General features: G+C 65.0%; 11 protein-coding genes and 3 rRNA genes. 6 read left to right on the top strand and 8 right to left on the bottom strand.

From position 1 onward, the window contains the following. Nucleotides 1–16 precede the first annotated feature (16 nt). Complete coding sequence (locus tag K3U93_RS17415) at nucleotides 17–1708, top strand: PE family protein (RefSeq protein ID WP_220688551.1); 1692 nt, start codon at nucleotides 17–19, stop codon at nucleotides 1706–1708. A gap of 84 nt (nucleotides 1709–1792) precedes the next feature. Here K3U93_RS17415 and K3U93_RS17420 read toward each other — a convergent pair whose 3' ends face one another. Beyond that, nucleotides 1793–2707 (bottom strand): tetratricopeptide repeat protein, encoded by a 915-nt coding sequence (locus tag K3U93_RS17420; RefSeq protein ID WP_071509243.1) that lies wholly within the window; start codon nucleotides 2705–2707, stop codon nucleotides 1793–1795. A 154-nt stretch (nucleotides 2708–2861) separates the two neighbouring features. Next, the gene (locus K3U93_RS17425) at nucleotides 2862–4043 is read right to left on the bottom strand and encodes an acetyl-CoA C-acetyltransferase (protein ID WP_071509242.1); all 1182 of its coding nucleotides are present in this window, start codon (nucleotides 4041–4043) and stop codon (nucleotides 2862–2864) included. A 79-nt stretch (nucleotides 4044–4122) separates the two neighbouring features. Here K3U93_RS17425 and mce point away from each other — a divergent pair, with 79 nt between their 5' ends. Further along, nucleotides 4123–4602 (top strand): methylmalonyl-CoA epimerase, encoded by a 480-nt coding sequence (gene mce, locus K3U93_RS17430; RefSeq protein WP_071509241.1) that lies wholly within the window; start codon nucleotides 4123–4125, stop codon nucleotides 4600–4602. On the opposite strand, the gene K3U93_RS17435 is transcribed toward mce, so the two are convergent. Both K3U93_RS17435 and nucS read right to left on the bottom strand, forming a co-directional pair. Beyond that, nucleotides 4599–4889 (bottom strand): Rv1322 family protein, encoded by a 291-nt coding sequence (locus K3U93_RS17435; protein ID WP_071509240.1) that lies wholly within the window; start codon nucleotides 4887–4889, stop codon nucleotides 4599–4601. The two genes, mce and K3U93_RS17435, sit on opposite strands and share 4 nt — an antisense overlap. Before the next feature lie 22 nt (nucleotides 4890–4911). After that, nucleotides 4912–5583: an endonuclease NucS gene (gene nucS, locus K3U93_RS17440; RefSeq protein ID WP_071509239.1), complete on the bottom strand. Its 672-nt coding sequence runs from the start codon at nucleotides 5581–5583 to the stop codon at nucleotides 4912–4914. Between the two features lie 45 nt (nucleotides 5584–5628). Between nucS and K3U93_RS17445 the strand changes: the two genes are divergently transcribed. The 3 genes from K3U93_RS17445 (at nucleotide 5629) to K3U93_RS17455 (ending at nucleotide 9359) form a co-directional block, all read left to right on the top strand. Continuing rightward, nucleotides 5629–7230 carry an adenylate/guanylate cyclase domain-containing protein gene (locus K3U93_RS17445; RefSeq protein ID WP_071509238.1) on the top strand — a complete coding sequence of 534 codons (1602 nt, stop codon included), beginning with the start codon at nucleotides 5629–5631 and terminating at the stop codon, nucleotides 7228–7230. A 120-nt stretch (nucleotides 7231–7350) separates the two neighbouring features. Further along, a complete protein-coding gene (locus tag K3U93_RS17450; protein WP_071509237.1) occupies nucleotides 7351–8865 on the top strand; it encodes a DNA-3-methyladenine glycosylase 2 family protein in 1515 nt (504 codons plus the stop codon). Next, on the top strand, nucleotides 8862–9359 hold the full coding sequence (locus K3U93_RS17455) for a methylated-DNA--[protein]-cysteine S-methyltransferase (RefSeq protein ID WP_071509236.1): 498 nt from the start codon (nucleotides 8862–8864) through the stop codon (nucleotides 9357–9359). The genes K3U93_RS17450 and K3U93_RS17455 overlap by 4 nt, the downstream gene beginning before the upstream one ends. A 121-nt stretch (nucleotides 9360–9480) precedes the next feature. Here K3U93_RS17455 and rrf read toward each other — a convergent pair. From rrf to murA, 4 genes are all read right to left on the bottom strand, one after another. Beyond that, nucleotides 9481–9593: ribosomal RNA gene (gene rrf, locus K3U93_RS17460) — 5S ribosomal RNA — on the bottom strand. A gap of 99 nt (nucleotides 9594–9692) precedes the next feature. Beyond that, a 23S ribosomal RNA gene (locus tag K3U93_RS17465) occupies nucleotides 9693–12783 on the bottom strand. Nucleotides 12784–13059: 276 nt separating this feature from the next. Continuing rightward, nucleotides 13060–14590 (bottom strand): 16S ribosomal RNA (locus tag K3U93_RS17470). The 16S, 23S and 5S rRNA genes sit together here, the layout of an rRNA operon. Before the next feature lie 294 nt (nucleotides 14591–14884). Beyond that, on the bottom strand, nucleotides 14885–16138 hold the full coding sequence (gene murA, locus K3U93_RS17475) for a UDP-N-acetylglucosamine 1-carboxyvinyltransferase (protein WP_071509235.1): 1254 nt from the start codon (nucleotides 16136–16138) through the stop codon (nucleotides 14885–14887). Nucleotides 16139–16220: 82 nt separating this feature from the next. Between murA and K3U93_RS17480 the strand changes: the two genes are divergently transcribed. Continuing rightward, nucleotides 16221–16793 carry a cob(I)yrinic acid a,c-diamide adenosyltransferase gene (locus K3U93_RS17480; RefSeq protein ID WP_071509234.1) on the top strand — a complete coding sequence of 191 codons (573 nt, stop codon included), beginning with the start codon at nucleotides 16221–16223 and terminating at the stop codon, nucleotides 16791–16793. Nucleotides 16794–16796: the final 3 nt, after the last annotated feature.

Raw genomic sequence — 16796 nt, forward strand, 5'->3', positions numbered from 1 at the left:
CTGTGGGAGGTTATGGATGTCGTTCGTGTTGGCGGTACCGGAAATGGTCTCGACGGCAGCGTCGAGTTTGTCGGATATCGGTTCCACGATCACCACCGCTACCGCGAGCGCGGCCATCCCGACGACGGGAGTGGTGGCCGCGGCCGGCGACGAGGTGTCGGTCGGCGTTGCGGCGCTGTTTTCCGCGCACGCCCAGGAGTACCAGGCACTCAGCGCGCGGGCGGCGGCCTTCCATGCCCAGTTCGTGCAGTCGTTGGGCGCGGGCGCGGCGTCGTACGTCGCCACCGAAGCGGCCAATGCGTCGCCCCTGCAGACCCTGGGGCAGGAACTGCTTGGCGCGGTGAACGCGCCAACTGAGCTATTACTTGGCCGCCCGCTGATCGGTAACGGCGCCAACGGGGCGCCGGGGACTGGGGCGGCCGGCGGGGCCGGCGGAATCCTGATCGGCAACGGCGGTGCCGGCGGGTCGGGCGGGGCGGGCCAGGCCGGCGGTCAAGGCGGCGCCGCGGGGCTGTTCGGTACCGGCGGCGCCGGCGGAAACGGCGGCGCCGCCGCCACCGCCACGGGCAATGGTGCGGCCGGCGGTGCCGGCGGCCGCGGCGGCCTGCTGTGGGGAGCCGGCGGCCTCGGCGGAAACGGCGGGTTCGGAGGCTCCACCAGCGGGACGGGCGGCCTCGGCGGAAACGGCGGCGCCGGGGGGCTATTCGGCGGCGGCGGCGCCGGCGGAAACGGCGGGGATGGCAACAGCGGCGGAAATGGCGGCACCGGCGGCACCGGCGGGCTATTCGCCTCCGGCGGGGTGGGCGGGACCGGCGGGTTCGCCGGCGCCGACGGGGGGACCGGCGGGACCGGCGGTGGCGGCGGGGCGAGCGGGCTATTCGGTCCGGGCGGCGGCGCCGGCGGCAGCGGCGGGGACGGCATCAACAATGCCGCCGGCGGGACCGGCGGGACCGGCGGTGGCGGCGGGCTATTCGCCTCCGGCGGGGCCGGCGGCAGCGGCGGCCAAGGCGTCAGCGGCGCCGGCGGGGCCGGCGGGGAGGGCGGCAACGGCGGCCTGCTGGCCGGCGACGGCGGCTCAGGCGGCACCGGCGGCTACGGCGGCGGCGGACCCGGCGGCGCAGGCGGGGCCGGAGGCAACGCCGGTCTCCTTGCCGGCGTTGGCGGCTCGGGCGGCACCGGCGCGAACTGCCTCAAGAACACCGCCGGCGCCGGCGGTCACGGCGGCAGCGGCGGGCTGTTCGGCTCGGGCGGCTCGGGCGGCAGCGGCGGATTCGGCATCGACGTCGGCGGGATCGGTGGGGCCGCCGGGGCGGGCGGCAACGGCGGCCTGCTGGCCGGCGATGGCGGCTCGGGCGGCACCGGCGGGTTCGGCATGGCCGGCGTGGAAGCCGGTGGCGCCGGTGGCAACGCCGGCCTGCTGTTCGGCTCCGGCGGGAACGGGGGCACCGGCGGGCTCGGCACCGGCGCCGGCGGTCACGGCGGAAACGCCGGGCTGATCGGCAACGGTGGTGCCGGCGGCGCCGGCGGTGACGGCGGCGACCCCGGCGGCAACGGCGGCGCGGGCGGCAACGCCGTCCTGCTGGGCAACGGCGGCAACGGTGGTAACGGCGGAGTCGGTGCGGCACCGGGCGAGGGCGGCACCGGCGGCGCCGCCGGCACGGGCGGGCTGATCGGCCTGCCCGGGATAAACGGCGTAACGAGTCCGTAGGGGCGAACCCGTATAGCGCGAGCAGACGTGAAATCGCCCTAAAACCGCGGTTTTAGGGCGATTTCACGTCTGCTCGCCGCCCACTCAGTACAGCGCGTTGGCGAGGTTGCGCCGACCGGCGACGACCTCGGGATCGGCGGGATCGAAGAGTTCGAACAGCTCGATCAGTCGGGTGCGCACCCGGGTGCGCTCATCCCCAGATGTGCTGCGCACCAAGGCAATCAGGCGCTCGAATGCGGCGCTCACGTCCTGGTTGAGGATTTGCGCATCGGCGGCCGCGAGGGCGGCTTCGAGGTCGCCCGGTGCGGCATCAGCGACCGCGACGGCGTCGGGGCGTTGCGCGGTCGCGCGCGTGAGGAAGTCGATCTGCCGGATCGCGGCCTTCGCCTCGACGCTGCCCGGATGGGCATCCAGGAACGCCTGATACGACTGTCTGGCGGCGCCAAAGTCGCCGGCCTCAAGCTGTTGGCGGGCCTGGGCCAGCTCCGGATCCACTTCCGCGCTTTCTCCGGAACCGCTTGGGCCCCTTAGCTTCCCGGCCGTCGCCGAAAGCAACGAATCCACCCAGCGCCGCAACTGGTCGGCGGGCTGGAGGCCTTGGAAACTGGACAGCGGCTGTCCGGCGGCCAAAGCCACCACGGTCGGGACCGCCTCGATGCCGAATATCTGTGCCACCCTGGGCGTCACGTCGACGTTGACCGTCGCCAGCGACCACGTGCCGTTGTCCTCGGCGGCCAGGCCGGACAGCGTCTCGGCCAGCTGGACACACGCGTCGCTGCGCGGCGACCACAACAACACCACGACCGGTACTTCGTCAGAACGGACCAGCACGTCGGATTCGAAATTGGCCTCGGTGACTTCGGTCGCACCGACAACCGCCGACGTCCCCTCACCCGTGGCGTCGCCCGCCGGAGCCTTCTGCTGGGCTCGCTGCTTAAGACCGGACAAATCCACCGCACCAGCCATCGCGGGCCCGATCGAGGGTCGCGGACGCGTCACGCCGTCAAGTCTGTCATGCCCATCGGCCACCGATCCACCCGGTGGCGCCGCCGCTCGTGCGCGCACAAAGCGGCCCTTATGACGAAAATCACAACGCCCACTTCACGCTACGCGCCAGCAACGCCGACGCGAACGCCCCGGGCCGCACGACCGGCTAGCCGGCCCGCAGGATCAGCGCGTCACCCTGGCCGCCGGCTCCGCACAGGGCCGCGACGCCGTAGCCGGAGCCCCGGCGCGCCAGCTCCAGGGCCACATGCAGCGTGATTCTGGCGCCCGACATGCCAATTGGATGCCCGACGGCGATGGCGCCGCCGTTGACGTTGACGATCTCCGGGTCCAAGCCCAGTTCGCGGGTCGAGGCCAGCGCCACCGCCGCGAACGCCTCGTTGATCTCCACGACGTCCAGTTGGTCGACGGAGATGCCCTCCCGGCGGAGCGCCTTCTTGATCGCGTTGGCCGGCTGTGACTGCAGCGTCGAATCCGGTCCGGCCACAACGCCGTGCGCACCGATCTCCGCCAGCCACGTCAGCCCCAACTGCTGCGCCTTTTCCTTGTTCATCACCACGACCGCGGCCGCGCCGTCGGAGATCTGCGACGCCGAGCCGGCGGTGATGGTGCCGTCGCGGCGAAATGCCGGCTTGAGGCCGGCCAACGACTCGGCGGTGGTGTCGGCGCGAATCCCCTCATCCTCGCCGAACTGCAACGGATCACCCTTGCGCTGCGGGATGTTGACCGGCACCACTTCGTCGGTGAAGACGCCGTCCTTCCATGCCGCCGCGGCCTTTTGGTGGGACCGGGCAGCGAACTCGTCCTGCTCTTGGCGGGTGAACTTGTCGGCGTCGTTGCGCTGCTCGGTGAGCGCGCCCATCGGCTGGTCGGTGAACACGTCGTGCAGTCCGTCGTAGGCCAGGTGATCCAAAACCGTGACGTCGCCGTACTTGTAGCCCGAGCGGCTGTCCATCAGCAAATGCGGCGCCCTCGTCATCGACTCCTGACCACCGGCCACCACCACATCGAACTCTCCGGCGCGAATCAGCTGGTCGGCAAGCGCGATGGCGTCGATACCGGACAGGCACATCTTGTTGATCGTCAGCGCCGGCACGTCCCAACCGATGCCGGCGGCCACGGCCGCCTGGCGCGCCGGCATCTGGCCGGCCCCGGCCGTCAGCACCTGCCCCATGATCACGTACTCGACCAGCGAGGGCGCCACGCTGGCCTTCTCCAGCGCGCCGGCGATCGCGATGGCACCCAGATCGCTGGCCGAAAAGTCCTTCAGCGAACCCATCAACCTGCCGATGGGCGTCCGCGCTCCAGCAACGATCACCGATGTCGTCATCACTACCTCCTAGGCCCCCGGACCGCCGATTCCGCCTCCCGGAGAAGCGCAATCTTTGCCGCCAGGTTACCGTTGTGGGGTGACGACCGATCAAGTTGATGCCCGTCAGATCCTGGCCTCCTCGCTGGTGACGGCGATCGATCACGTCGGCATCGCGGTCGCCGACCTGGACGCCGCCATCGCCTGGTACCACGACCACCTCGGCATGATCCTGGTGCACGAGGAGGTCAACGACGACCAGGGAATCCGCGAAGCCATGCTGGCCGTGCGCGGCGCCCCGGCCGGCACCGCACAGATCCAGTTGATGGCCCCGGTCGACGACACCTCGGCGATCGCGAAGTTCCTGGACAAGCGCGGGCCCGGCATCCAGCAGCTGGCGGTTCGGGTCAGCGATCTCGACGGCCTCTCGAAGCAGCTTCGCGCGCAGGGCGTCCGGCTGACCTACGACGGGCCCAGGCGCGGCACGGCGAACTCGCGGATCAACTTCATCCACCCCAAGGACGCGGGTGGGGTCCTGATCGAGTTGGTCGAACCGGCCTCGGAAAACCCGCGGAATTAAGACCACTTCCGGGTCGGACCGCGATGAGCGCGGTGAGCCCAGCACGGGGTGTGCCAATGGCGCCGGTCTTCGACGCCCGGCGCGTCCGCCGGCCACACCACCACATGCGCGGTGCCCGAACGGATTTCGTGATCGCAACCGGGACAGCGATACGTCTTGATCGCGCGGGCCGCGGCGACCGGGTGCACCTCGTACTCATGGCCGCCGGGCCCGGTTTCCACCCGGCGCAACACCGGCGGCAGCGATACCGGCCGCCGCCGGCGCGGCGGTGTGCGGCGCCGAGCCATGCCGCTAGTGTAAGCGGGCGCGTCAGAACAGTCGGTACTCGTCGCTGTCCATGCCGCGCATCTTATCGTAATCCAGTGTCACGCAACGGATCCCGCGATCGATGGCCAGGGTTCGCGCCTGCGGTTTGATCTGCTGGGCGGCGAAGATCCCTTTGACCGGCGCGAGAACGCTGTCGCGGTTGAGCAACTCGAGATAGCGGGTGAGCTGCTCGACGCCGTCAATCTCGCCACGCCGCTTGATTTCCACCGCGACCGAGCCGCCCCGTTCGTCGCGACACAGCAGATCGACGGGCCCGATCGCGGTCATGTACTCGCGCCGGACCAACGTGTATCCCTCGCCCAGCAACCCGACGTGCTCGGCGAGCAACGCCTGCAAGTGCGCCTCGACGCCGTCCTTCACCAACCCGGGGTCGACGCCGAGGTCGTGGCTCGAGTCGTGTTCGATCTCCTCGACGGTGATCCGCAGCTGCTCGCCCGCCTTGTTCTCCACCACCCACACCGGCGCCTCGCCCGCGACCTCTTCGGTCAGCCAGCACGGCGGACTCATCCAGTTCAACGGCTTGTAGGCGCGGTCGTCGGCGTGCACGCTGACCGATCCGTCGGCCTTGAACAGCAGCAACCGGCGCGCCGACGGCAGGTGTGCGGTGAGCCGGCCGACGTAGTCGACGGTGCATTGGGCGATGACGAGACGCACCCGACTCACCTTAGAGCGTGACCGACAAATTAGGCTGGCGCCACGATGTTGGCCAACCAGAGGATGGCGCAACGCCTCGGCCGGGTGCTGGAGAGGGTGACCCGTCAGAGCGGTCGGCTGCCGGAAACCCCTGCGTTCGGTTCGCTGCTGCTGGGCGAAGTGTCGGAAAGCCAGCGACGTCGGCGCATACGCATCCAGATCATCCTGACCGTTCTCGTCCTGGGGACCAACCTGATCGGCATCGGCTTCGTTCTGCTGTTCGCGTCGGTCGCCGTTCCTCAGCCCAGTGTGTTCGACGCGCCGCGGTGGATCACATTCGCGGCAATCCCGGCATATCTTGCGGTCGCCTTGGCGGTGGGCATCTATTGGATTACCCGGCGCACCGTGATGGCATTGCGGTGGGCGATCGAGGGTCGCAAACCCAGCCGCATCGACGAGCGGAACACCTTCATGGCGCCGTGGCGAATCGCGATCGTCGACCTCGTTTTGTGGGGGGTCGGAGCGGTACTCTCGACGATTCTCTACGGCATGGTCAACACCATGTTCATTCCGCGGTTCCTGGTCGGAGTGTCCTTTTGCGGGGTGCTGGTTGCCACCGGCAGTTACCTGCTCGCCGAGTTCGCGCTGCGGCCGGTAGCCGCTCAGGCGCTCGAAGCGGGAAAGCCACCGCGGCGGCTGACCGCCGGTCTCATGGGCCGAACCATGATGGTCTGGTTCCTGAGCACGGGCGTGCCCGTCATCGGCATCGCCTTACTGGTGATCTTCGAGATCCTGTGGCGGAATCTGACCGAAACCCAGTTCGCGGTCGGCGTGCTGATCGTGTCGTCGGCCACGCTGATCTTCGGTTGCATCCTGATGTGGATCCTGGCGTGGCTGACGGCGACGCCGGTGCGGGTGGTGCGTGCGGCGCTCCAGCGCGTCGAACGCGGCGATTTGCGCGGCGACCTGGTGGTGTTCGACGGGACCGAGCTCGGCGAGCTGCAGCGCGGGTTCAACGCGATGGTCGACGGTCTGCGGGAACGGGAACGCGTGCGCGACCTTTTCGGCCGGCACGTCGGGCGCGAAGTGGCCCTGGCCGCGGAACGCGAGCGGCCCAAGTTGGGCGGCGAGGAACGCCATGTCGCCGTCGTCTTCATCGATATCGTTGGCTCCACGCAATTGGTGACCAGCCAGCCGCCGGCCGAAGTCGTTGCCCTGCTCAACCGGTTCTTCGCGATCGTCGTCGACGAGGTGGATCGACACCATGGACTTGTCAACAAGTTCGAGGGCGACGCGTCGCTGGCCATCTTCGGGGCCCCCAACCGTCTCGACTCGCCCGAGGGCGAGGCGCTGGCCACCGCGCGGGCCATCGCCAAACGGCTTGCCGGTGAAATGTGCGAGCTGGACGCCGGCATCGGCGTGGCGGCCGGCCAGGTCGTCGCCGGGAACGTCGGCGCCAAAGAACGGTTCGAATACACCGTGATCGGCGAGCCCGTCAACGAGGCCGCGCGCCTGTGCGAGCTGGCCAAGTCGCGCCCGGGGAGATTGCTCGCGACCGCCGACACGCTCGAGGGCGCCAGCGAAAGCGAGCGTGCCCGTTGGTCTTTGGACGAGACCGTGACCCTTCGCGGGCACGAACGTCCCACCCGACTGGCGTCACCCATTTAAGGCCCGTCGACGCCGTTCAAGCGAATCGGTGATCCGGTGTCGGATCGAGCGGTCTTCTTCCGGCACCATGATGTCGTTTTTCCGCCAGTTTTGTCGGCCGGCACGTGTAACTGTTGAAGCGTGCACGACGACTTCGAACGCTGCTACCGCGCCGTCCAGTCCAAGGACGCCCGGTTCGACGGCTGGTTCGTCACCGCGGTGCTGACGACTCGGATCTACTGCCGGCCGAGCTGCCCGGTGCGGCCGCCGTTCGCCCGTAACGTTCGGTTCTATCCGACCGCGGCGGCCGCGCAACGCGCGGGCTTCCGGGCATGCAAGCGGTGCCGCCCCGACGCGTCCCCGGGATCTCCCGAATGGAACGTGCGCGGCGACGTCGTGGCGCGGACGATGCGGCTGATCGCCGACGGCACGGTGGACCGGGAAGGCGTCGGCGGCCTGGCGGCCCACCTCGGTTACACCGCTCGCCAGCTGGAGCGGCTCCTGCAGACCGAGGTGGGCGCCGGCCCGCTGGCGTTGGCCCGCGCGCAACGGGCGCAGACGGCGCGAGTGCTGATCGAGACGACGGACCTGCCGTTCGGCGACGTCGCGTTCGCCGCCGGGTTTTCCAGCATCCGTCAGTTCAACGACACTGTGCGCTTGGTGTTCGAGAGCACCCCGACGGCGCTGCGCAGACGCGCGGTCGTCCGATCCGGGCCCGTGAAATCCGGGGCGAATTCGCCGGGGGCGGTGTGCCTTCGGCTTCCGGTCCGCACCCCGTTCGCCTACGACGGCGTCTTCGGCCACCTAGCGGCCGGCACCGTACCCGGTTGCGAGGAGGTCCGCGACGGTGCATACCGACGCAGCCTGCGGCTTCCCGCTGGCAGCGCCGTGGTGACCCTGACACCCGCGGTCGATCACGTCCGCTGCCGGCTGGTCCTCGACGACTTCCGCGACCTCACCACCGCGATCGCCCGCTGCCGGCGGCTGCTGGACCTCGATGCCGATCCCGAAGCGGTGGTCGACGCGCTGGCCGCCGACCCGCACCTTGGCCCGTTGGTCAAAAAGGCGCCCGGGCAACGGATTCCGCGGACGGTCGACGAGGCCGAGCTGGCCGTGCGCGCGGTGTTGGGCCAACAGGTTTCGACCAAAGCCGCCAGCACCCACGCGGGCAGGCTGGTCGCCGCCTACGGGCAGCCGGTGTGCGATCCCGATGGTGCGCTGACCCATACCTTCCCGTCGGTCGAACAGCTTGTGGAAAACGGGCCGATCGATCCCGTCCATCTGGCCGTCCCCAAGGCCCGGCAAAGGACGCTGAGCGCCCTGATTGCCGGTCTTGCCGACGGCAGCGTCGTCCTCGACGCCGGAAGCGATTGGGAAAGCGCCCGCAGACAGTTGCTGGCCCTGCCTGGGATAGGCCCCTGGACCGCGGAGGTGATCGCGATGCGCGGCCTCGGCGACCCCGACGCCTTTCCCGCCAGCGACCTCGGCCTCCGGCTGGCCGCCAAGCACCTCGGCCTGCCTGCCGACCAGCGGAAACTCGTCGAACATAGCGCCCGTTGGGGTCCTTGGCGCTCGTACGCCACCCAGCATCTGTGGACCACCCTGGCGCATCCGGTAAACCATTGGCCGCTAAAGCCTCCGAAGGAGGTCGCATGACCCACTACCGCACCATTGACAGCCCGATCGGGCCGCTGACCCTGGCCGGGCACGGCTCCGTGTTGACGAACCTACGGATGGTCGACCAGACCCACGAGCCCAGTCGAGCCGATTGGTCACCCGATCCCGGGGCGTTCGGCGGCGCCGTCGAGCAACTTGGCGCCTATTTCGCCGGCGAGCTCAGCGACTTCGACATCGATCTCGATCTGCGGGGTACCGAATTTCAGCGGCGAGTATGGCAAGCGCTGCTGACCATCCCGTATGGGGAAACCCGGTCGTATGGAGAAATCGCCGAACAAATCGGCGCTCCTGGTTCCGCACGCGCCGTGGGATGGGCCAACGGCCACAATCCCATCGCGATCGTCGTTCCGTGCCATCGTGTGATCGGCACCAACGGAAGCCTCACCGGCTACGGCGGCGGACTCGACCGGAAGCGAACCCTGCTCGAATTGGAAAAGCAGCGCGCGTCGGTGAATTTGACACTATTCGACTGAGGTCCCGGTTCGAGCGTGCACAGTTGTCCGCTTGTCGCGGCGAGTCGCCGTACAAACACGCACGCTCGCGGCTAATGAACATACAAAAACACCCCCGATTGACGGGGGTGTTTTTGTGTATGTTCGGCGGTGTCCTACTTTTCCACCCGGATGGGCAGTATCATCGGCGCTGACAGGCTTAGCTTCCGGGTTCGGAATGGGACCGGGCGTTTCCCTGTCGCTGTGGCCGCCGTAACTCTATTACGGAAACACTATTTATTTTGGTTGTTCCGGTGGGGGGTGTGGCATTCGACGCGACTAATAAGCCGCGAATGAATAGTGGTTGCGATTTGTGTTGGTAAGTTTTCGGCCGGTTAGTGCCAGTTCCCTTCACCCATTGCTGAGCTTCCAGGTCTGGCCTATCGATCCCGTGGTCTGCGGGGGGCCTTATCCCTCTAAAAGGGTGAGAAACCTGATCTTGGAGAAGGTTTCCCGCTTAGATGCTTTCAGCGGTTATCCTGTCCGAACGTGGCTATCCAGCGGTGCCCCTGGTGGGACAACTGGTGGACCAGAGGTTCGTCCGTCCCGGTCCTCTCGTACTAGGGACAGGTTTCCTCAAGTTTCTGACGCGCGCGGCGGATAGAGACCGAACTGTCTCACGACGTTCTAAACCCAGCTCGCGTGCCGCTTTAATGGGCGAACAGCCCAACCCTTGGGACCTGCTCCAGCCCCAGGATGCGACGAGCCGACATCGAGGTGCCAAACCATCCCGTCGATATGGACTCTTGGGGAAGATCAGCCTGTTATCCCCGGGGTACCTTTTATCCGTTGAGCGACACCCCTTCCACTCGGGGGTGCCGGATCACTAATCCCGACTTTCGTCCCTGCTTGACGTGTAGGTCTCGCAGTCAAGCTCCCTTGTGCATTTACACTCGCCACCTGATTGCCGTCCAGGTTGAGGGAACCTTTGGGCGCCTCCGTTACATTTTAGGAGGCAACCGCCCCAGTTAAACTACCCGCCAGGCACTGTCCGTGAACCGGATATACGGTTCGACGTTAGGTGTCCAATACGATCAGAGTGGTATTTCAACAACGACTCCGCCCCAACTGGCGTTGAGGTTTCACAGTCTCCCACCTATCCTACACAAACCGTACCGAACACCAATACCAAGTTGTAGTGAAGGTCCCGGGGTCTTTTCGTCCTGCCGCGCGTAACGAGCATCTTTACTCGTAGTGCAATTTCGCCGAGTCTATGGTTGAGACAGTCGAGAAGTCGTTACGCCATTCGTGCAGGTCGGAACTTACCCGACAAGGAATTTCGCTACCTTAGGATGGTTATAGTTACCACCGCCGTTTACTGGGGCTTAAATTCTCCGCTTCACCCTTGCGGGTTAACGGGTCCTCTTAACCTTCCAGCACCGGGCAGGCGTCAGTCCGTATACATCGTCTTGCGACTTCGCACGGACCTGTGTTTTTAGTAAACAGTCGCTTCTCGCTGGTTTCTGCGACCAGATCCCGCTCCCGGCGCAAGGCCGTTCACGGTGTTCCGGTCCCCCTTCTCCCGAAGTTACGGGGGCATTTTGCCGAGTTCCTTAACCATAGTTATCTCGTACGCCTCGGTATGCTCTACCTGACCACCTGTGTCGGTTTGGGGTACGGGCCGTGTGTGTGCTCGCTAGAGGCTTTTCTTGGCAGCAGAGGATCACCGAATTCGCCTCAATCGGCTATGCATCACCTCTCGGGATTAATGAGCGACGGATTTGCCTATCGCTCTCCCTACAGGTTTACCCCAGTATTACCACTGACTGGTACGGCTACCTTCCTGCGTCACCCCATTGCTTGACTACTACCAGCGAAGGTTCCACGCAGCCCCGAACCTCCACACCCCCGAAGGGGCATGATCGATCCGGTTTTGGGTGGTTAGTACCGCTGATTCATCACGGGCGCCCACACACGGGTACGGGAATATCAACCCGTTGTCCATCGACTACGCCTGTCGGCCTCGCCTTAGGTCCCGACTCACCCTGGGCGGACTGGCCTGGCCCAGGAACCCTTGGTCTTACGGCGGGCAAGGTTCTCACTTGCCTTATCGCTACTCATGCCTGCATTCTCACTCCCCCACCCTCCACCACCGGTCACCCGGCGGCTTCGCAGAATGAGGGACGCTCCCCTACCCAACCTTGCGGTTGTCGCGGCTTCGGCGGTGTGCTTGAGCCCCGCTACATTATCGGCGCACAATCACTTGACCAGTGAGCTATTACGCACTCTTTCAAGGGTGGCTGCTTCTAAGCCAACCTCCTGGTTGTCTTTGCGACTGCACATCCTTTCCCACTTAGCACACGCTTAGGGGCCTTAGCCGGCGATCTGGGCTGTTTCCCTTTCGACGTACGGAGCTTATCCCCCGCCGTCTCACTGCCACGCTATACACCACGGCATTCGGAGTTTGGCTGACGTCAGTAACCTAGTAGGGCCCATCGGCCATCCAGTAGCTCTACCTCCGTGGTGAAACACGCAACGCTGCACCTAAATGCATTTCGGGGAGAACCAGCTATCACGGAGTTTGATTGGCCTTTCACCCCTACCCACAACTCATCCCCTCAGTCTTCAACCTAAGTGGGTTCGGGCCTCCACGCGGTCTTACCCGCGCTTCACCCTGGCCATGGGTAGATCACTCCGCTTCGGGTCCAGAACACGCCACTGAAACGCCCTATTCAGACTCGCTTTCGCTGCGGCTACCCCACACGGGTTAACCTTGCGACGTGTCCCTGACTCGCAGGCTCATTCTTCAAAAGGCACGCCATCACCCCATAAAGAGGCTCTGACGGATTGTAGGCACACGGTTTCAGGTACTTTTTCACTCCCCTCCCGGGGTACTTTTCACCATTCCCTCACGGTACTAATCCGCTATCGGTCATCGAGAAGTATTTAGGCTTACCGGGTGGTCCCGGCAGATTCACAGCAGATTCCACGGGCCCGCTGCTACTCGGGAGTTGATACTAGGCAGGTGCCGGATTTTCGCGTACCGGGCTCTCACCGTCTATGGCAGACCATCCCAGGCCATTTCCGCTAACCACGACACTTTCTGACTACCCCTCAGCCAGGTAGAGCTGAGACGTATCAATCCCACAACCCCGCACACACAACCCCTACCCGGTTACCCATGCGTGCGGTTTAGCCATGTTCCGCGTTCGCTCGCCACTACTAACGGAATCACAATTGTTTTCTTCTCCTACGGGTACTGAGATGTTTCACTTCCCCGCGTTCCCTCCCGCACCCTATATATTCAGATACGGGTAACACGACATCACTCGTGCTGGGTTTCCCCATTCGGAAATCCTCGGATCAACGCTCGGTTGACAGCTCCCCGAGGCATATCGCAGCCTCCCACGTCCTTCATCGGCTCTCGATGCCAAGGCATCCACCATGCGCCCTTAAGCACTTACTAACACAAAAACCAAAGAAGAAATTACACAAAACGAATACGCGTCCCTACGGGCAGCGCATCCGTTTAGATGCTCGCAACCACTATCCAATACTCAAACACCACACCCCACCACCAAGATGGGGGGACACCACGCGGACTGGCCGAGTGTTGTCTCAGGGCCCAATAGTGTGTCTGGCAATCATTTGCTGTTGCGCACCCGGCCCCCGCCCACTACAGGCGAGAACCCCTCACGGCTTGCACCCCACCAGTTGGGGCGCTTTTCGTGGTGCTCCTTAGAAAGGAGGTGATCCAGCCGCACCTTCCGGTACGGCTACCTTGTTACGACTTCGTCCCAATCGCCGATCCCACCTTCGACAGCTCCCTCCCGAGGGTTAGGCCACTGGCTTCGGGTGTTACCGACTTTCATGACGTGACGGGCGGTGTGTACAAGGCCCGGGAACGTATTCACCGCAGCGTTGCTGATCTGCGATTACTAGCGACTCCGACTTCACGGGGTCGAGTTGCAGACCCCGATCCGAACTGAGACCGGCTTTAAAAGGATTCGCTTAACCTTGCGGCATCGCAGCCCTTTGTACCGGCCATTGTAGCATGTGTGAAGCCCTGGACATAAGGGGCATGATGACTTGACGTCATCCCCACCTTCCTCCGAGTTGACCCCGGCAGTCTCTCACGAGTCCCCGGCATTACCCGCTGGCAACATGAGACAAGGGTTGCGCTCGTTGCGGGACTTAACCCAACATCTCACGACACGAGCTGACGACAGCCATGCACCACCTGCACACAGGCCACAAGGGAACGCCTATCTCTAGACGCGTCCTGTGCATGTCAAACCCAGGTAAGGTTCTTCGCGTTGCATCGAATTAATCCACATGCTCCGCCGCTTGTGCGGGCCCCCGTCAATTCCTTTGAGTTTTAGCCTTGCGGCCGTACTCCCCAGGCGGGGTACTTAATGCGTTAGCTACGGCACGGATCCCAAGGAAGGAAACCCACACCTAGTACCCACCGTTTACGGCGTGGACTACCAGGGTATCTAATCCTGTTCGCTCCCCACGCTTTCGCTCCTCAGCGTCAGTTACTGCCCAGAGACCCGCCTTCGCCACCGGTGTTCCTCCTGATATCTGCGCATTCCACCGCTACACCAGGAATTCCAGTCTCCCCTGCAGTACTCCAGTCTGCCCGTATCGCCCGCACGCTCACAGTTAAGCCGTGAGATTTCACGAACAACGCGACAAACCACCTACGAGCTCTTTACGCCCAGTAATTCCGGACAACGCTCGCACCCTACGTATTACCGCGGCTGCTGGCACGTAGTTGGCCGGTGCTTCTTCTCCACCTACCGTCAATCCGAGAAAACCCGGACCTTCGTCGATGGTGAAAGAGGTTTACAACCCGAAGGCCGTCATCCCCCACGCGGCGTCGCTGCATCAGGCTTGCGCCCATTGTGCAATATTCCCCACTGCTGCCTCCCGTAGGAGTCTGGGCCGTATCTCAGTCCCAGTGTGGCCGGACACCCTCTCAGGCCGGCTACCCGTCGTCGCCTTGGTAGGCCGTCACCCCACCAACAAGCTGATAGGCCGCGGGCCCATCCCACACCGCAAAAGCTTTCCACCCCAAGGCATGCGCCTCGGGGTCCTATTCGGTATTAGACCCAGTTTCCCAGGCTTATCCCGAAGTGCAGGGCAGATTACCCACGTGTTACTCACCCGTTCGCCACTCGAGTATCTCCGAAGAGACCTTTCCGTTCGACTTGCATGTGTTAAGCACGCCGCCAGCGTTCGTCCTGAGCCAGGATCAAACTCTCCAAACAAAAACTCCTCGATAACGAGGTGAATTCAAATCAGAGATACCTGACAAGACACCAAAATCTGGCATCAAAAAAATAGCCATACCCACACACGGGGAGTGCAAGGTATGGCCTGAAAAAACAACAACAACAAAATAAAAAGACCAAACACACTATTGAGTTCTCAAACAACACTCTTGCTTGTTTCGCCCGTTTTGGGGCAACCCTGCCAGCTTAATATAAGTCCGGTAGGGGAGTCAAGCCCCGGTTTCGGCCATCTTCGCGTGGTGACCGCGCCTGTTGGGCATTACCTTCGCGCTACTCTACCCGCTCGATCTCGGCTCCCAAAATGCCCAGGTTCTCCACGAATAACGGGTAGCCGCGGTCGATGTGGAAGACGTCGTGGACCTCGGTGTCGCCGTCGGCGACCAGCCCCGCCAGCACCAGGCCGGCACCGGCCCGGATGTCCGAACACCACACCGGGGCGCTCGACAGCTGCGGCAGACCTCGCACGACGGCGTGGTGCCCGTCGGTGCGGGCGTCGGCGCCAAGCCGGATCATCTCTTCGACGAACCGGAAGCGCGCCTCGAATACGTTCTCGGTGATCATCGACGTGCCGTCGGCGATCGACGCCAGGGCAATCGCCATCGGCTGCAGATCGGTGGGAAACCCGGGGAACGGTAACGTCGCGACGTTGACGGCCTTCGGGCGTTCGTACTGGGTCACCCGGAAGCTGTTGTCCGTTTGCGTGACGGTGGAGCCGGCGTCGTGCAGCTTGTGCAGCACCACCTGCAGGTGCGCCGGATCGACGCCCGTCACCGAGATGTCTCCGCGGGTCATTGCCGCGGCGATGCCCCAGGTGGCGGCGACGATGCGGTCCCCGATCACGCGGTGCTCGGTCGGGTACAGCCGCGGGACGCCGGTGATCGTCATGGTCGGCGAACCCGCGCCTTCGACCTTCGCGCCCATCTGGTTCAACATCGTGCACAAGTCGACGACGTCGGGTTCTCGCGCCGCGTTGTGGATCGTCGTGACGCCCTCGGCCAGGACCGCGGCCATCAGGATGTTCTCGGTAGCTCCGACGGACGGGAACTCCAGCTGAATCTCCGCGCCGCGCAACGTTTCTGCCGAAGCGACGACGCACCCGTGCTCGATGTTGCACTGAGCGCCCAGCTGCCGCAGGCCCGCCTGATGCATGTCCAGCGGACGCGACCCGATCGCGTCACCGCCCGGGAGCGCGACCCTGGCGCGCCTGCACCGGCCGACCAGCGGCCCCAGCACGCAGACCGAGGCCCGGAACTGCCGCACCGCCGCGAAGTCGGCGTCGTACTTCGGCTCGTCGGGCGAGGTGATCCGGGCGACGTCGCCGTCGAGTTCGACGTTGGCGCCCAGTCCACGCAATACCTCCGCCATCAGCGGCACGTCGAGGATGTCCGGGCAGTTGGTGATCGTGCTGGTGCCTTCGGCCAACAGTGACGCGGCCATCAGCTTGAGCACGCTGTTTTTGGCTCCCCCCACCGCGACTTCGCCTGCCAACCGGTTGCCGCCGGTCACCACGAATCGCTCAGCCACCCGGGTCAGTCTAGTGAAGCGCTATTGCCTTGTCAGTCAGCCAAGGCCCGGTCCTTTCGCGAGCCGCAGTACCGTTTTGCTCATGGCGATACACCTGACCCGCATCTACACGCGAACCGGCGACGACGGAACCACGGGACTGAGCGACTTCTCCCGGGTCTCCAAGACCGACGCCCGCCTGGTGGCCTACGCGGATTGCGACGAGGCCAACTCCGCGATCGGCGTCGCAATCGCCTTGGGTGAGCCCGACGGAGAAATCGCGGGCGTGCTGCGGCAGATCCAGAACGACCTGTTCGACGCCGGTGCGGACCTGTCGACTCCTGTAGTGGAAAATCCCGAGCATCCGCCGCTGCGGGTCGCCCAGGCCTACGTCGATCGGCTCGAAAAATGGTGCGACACCTACAACGAACCCTTGCCGGCGCTGAATTCCTTTGTGCTGCCGGGCGGTTCGCCACTGTCGGCGCTGTTGCACGTCGCCCGCACCGTGGTGCGCCGGGCCGAGCGGTCGGCGTGGGCCGCGGTCGATGCCCACCCGGAAGGGGTCAGCGCGCTGCCGGCGAAATACCTGAACCGGCTCTCGGATCTGCTGTTCATCCTGGCGCGGGCGGCCAATCCGGGCGGGGATGTGCTCTGGCGACCGGGCGGCCACGCATAAGCC

Origin of the sequence: Mycobacterium malmoense (assembly GCF_019645855.1) — a bacterium.
In the GTDB taxonomy this organism is placed as follows: Bacteria; Actinomycetota; Actinomycetes; order Mycobacteriales; family Mycobacteriaceae; genus Mycobacterium; species Mycobacterium malmoense.

What these genes read in the sequence shown, in the direction of transcription:
- K3U93_RS17415 (WP_220688551.1), top strand. Translation starts at nt 17, where the DNA reads ATGTCGTTCGTGTTGGCGGTACCGGAAATGGTCTCGACGGCAGCGTCG.
- K3U93_RS17425 (WP_071509242.1), bottom strand. Translation starts at nt 4,043, where the DNA reads ATGACGACATCGGTGATCGTTGCTGGAGCGCGGACGCCCATCGGCAGG.
- K3U93_RS17435 (WP_071509240.1), bottom strand. Translation starts at nt 4,889, where the DNA reads ATGGCTCGGCGCCGCACACCGCCGCGCCGGCGGCGGCCGGTATCGCTG.
- K3U93_RS17445 (WP_071509238.1), top strand. Translation starts at nt 5,629, where the DNA reads ATGTTGGCCAACCAGAGGATGGCGCAACGCCTCGGCCGGGTGCTGGAG.
- K3U93_RS17455 (WP_071509236.1), top strand. Translation starts at nt 8,862, where the DNA reads ATGACCCACTACCGCACCATTGACAGCCCGATCGGGCCGCTGACCCTG.
- K3U93_RS17480 (WP_071509234.1), top strand. Translation starts at nt 16,221, where the DNA reads ATGGCGATACACCTGACCCGCATCTACACGCGAACCGGCGACGACGGA.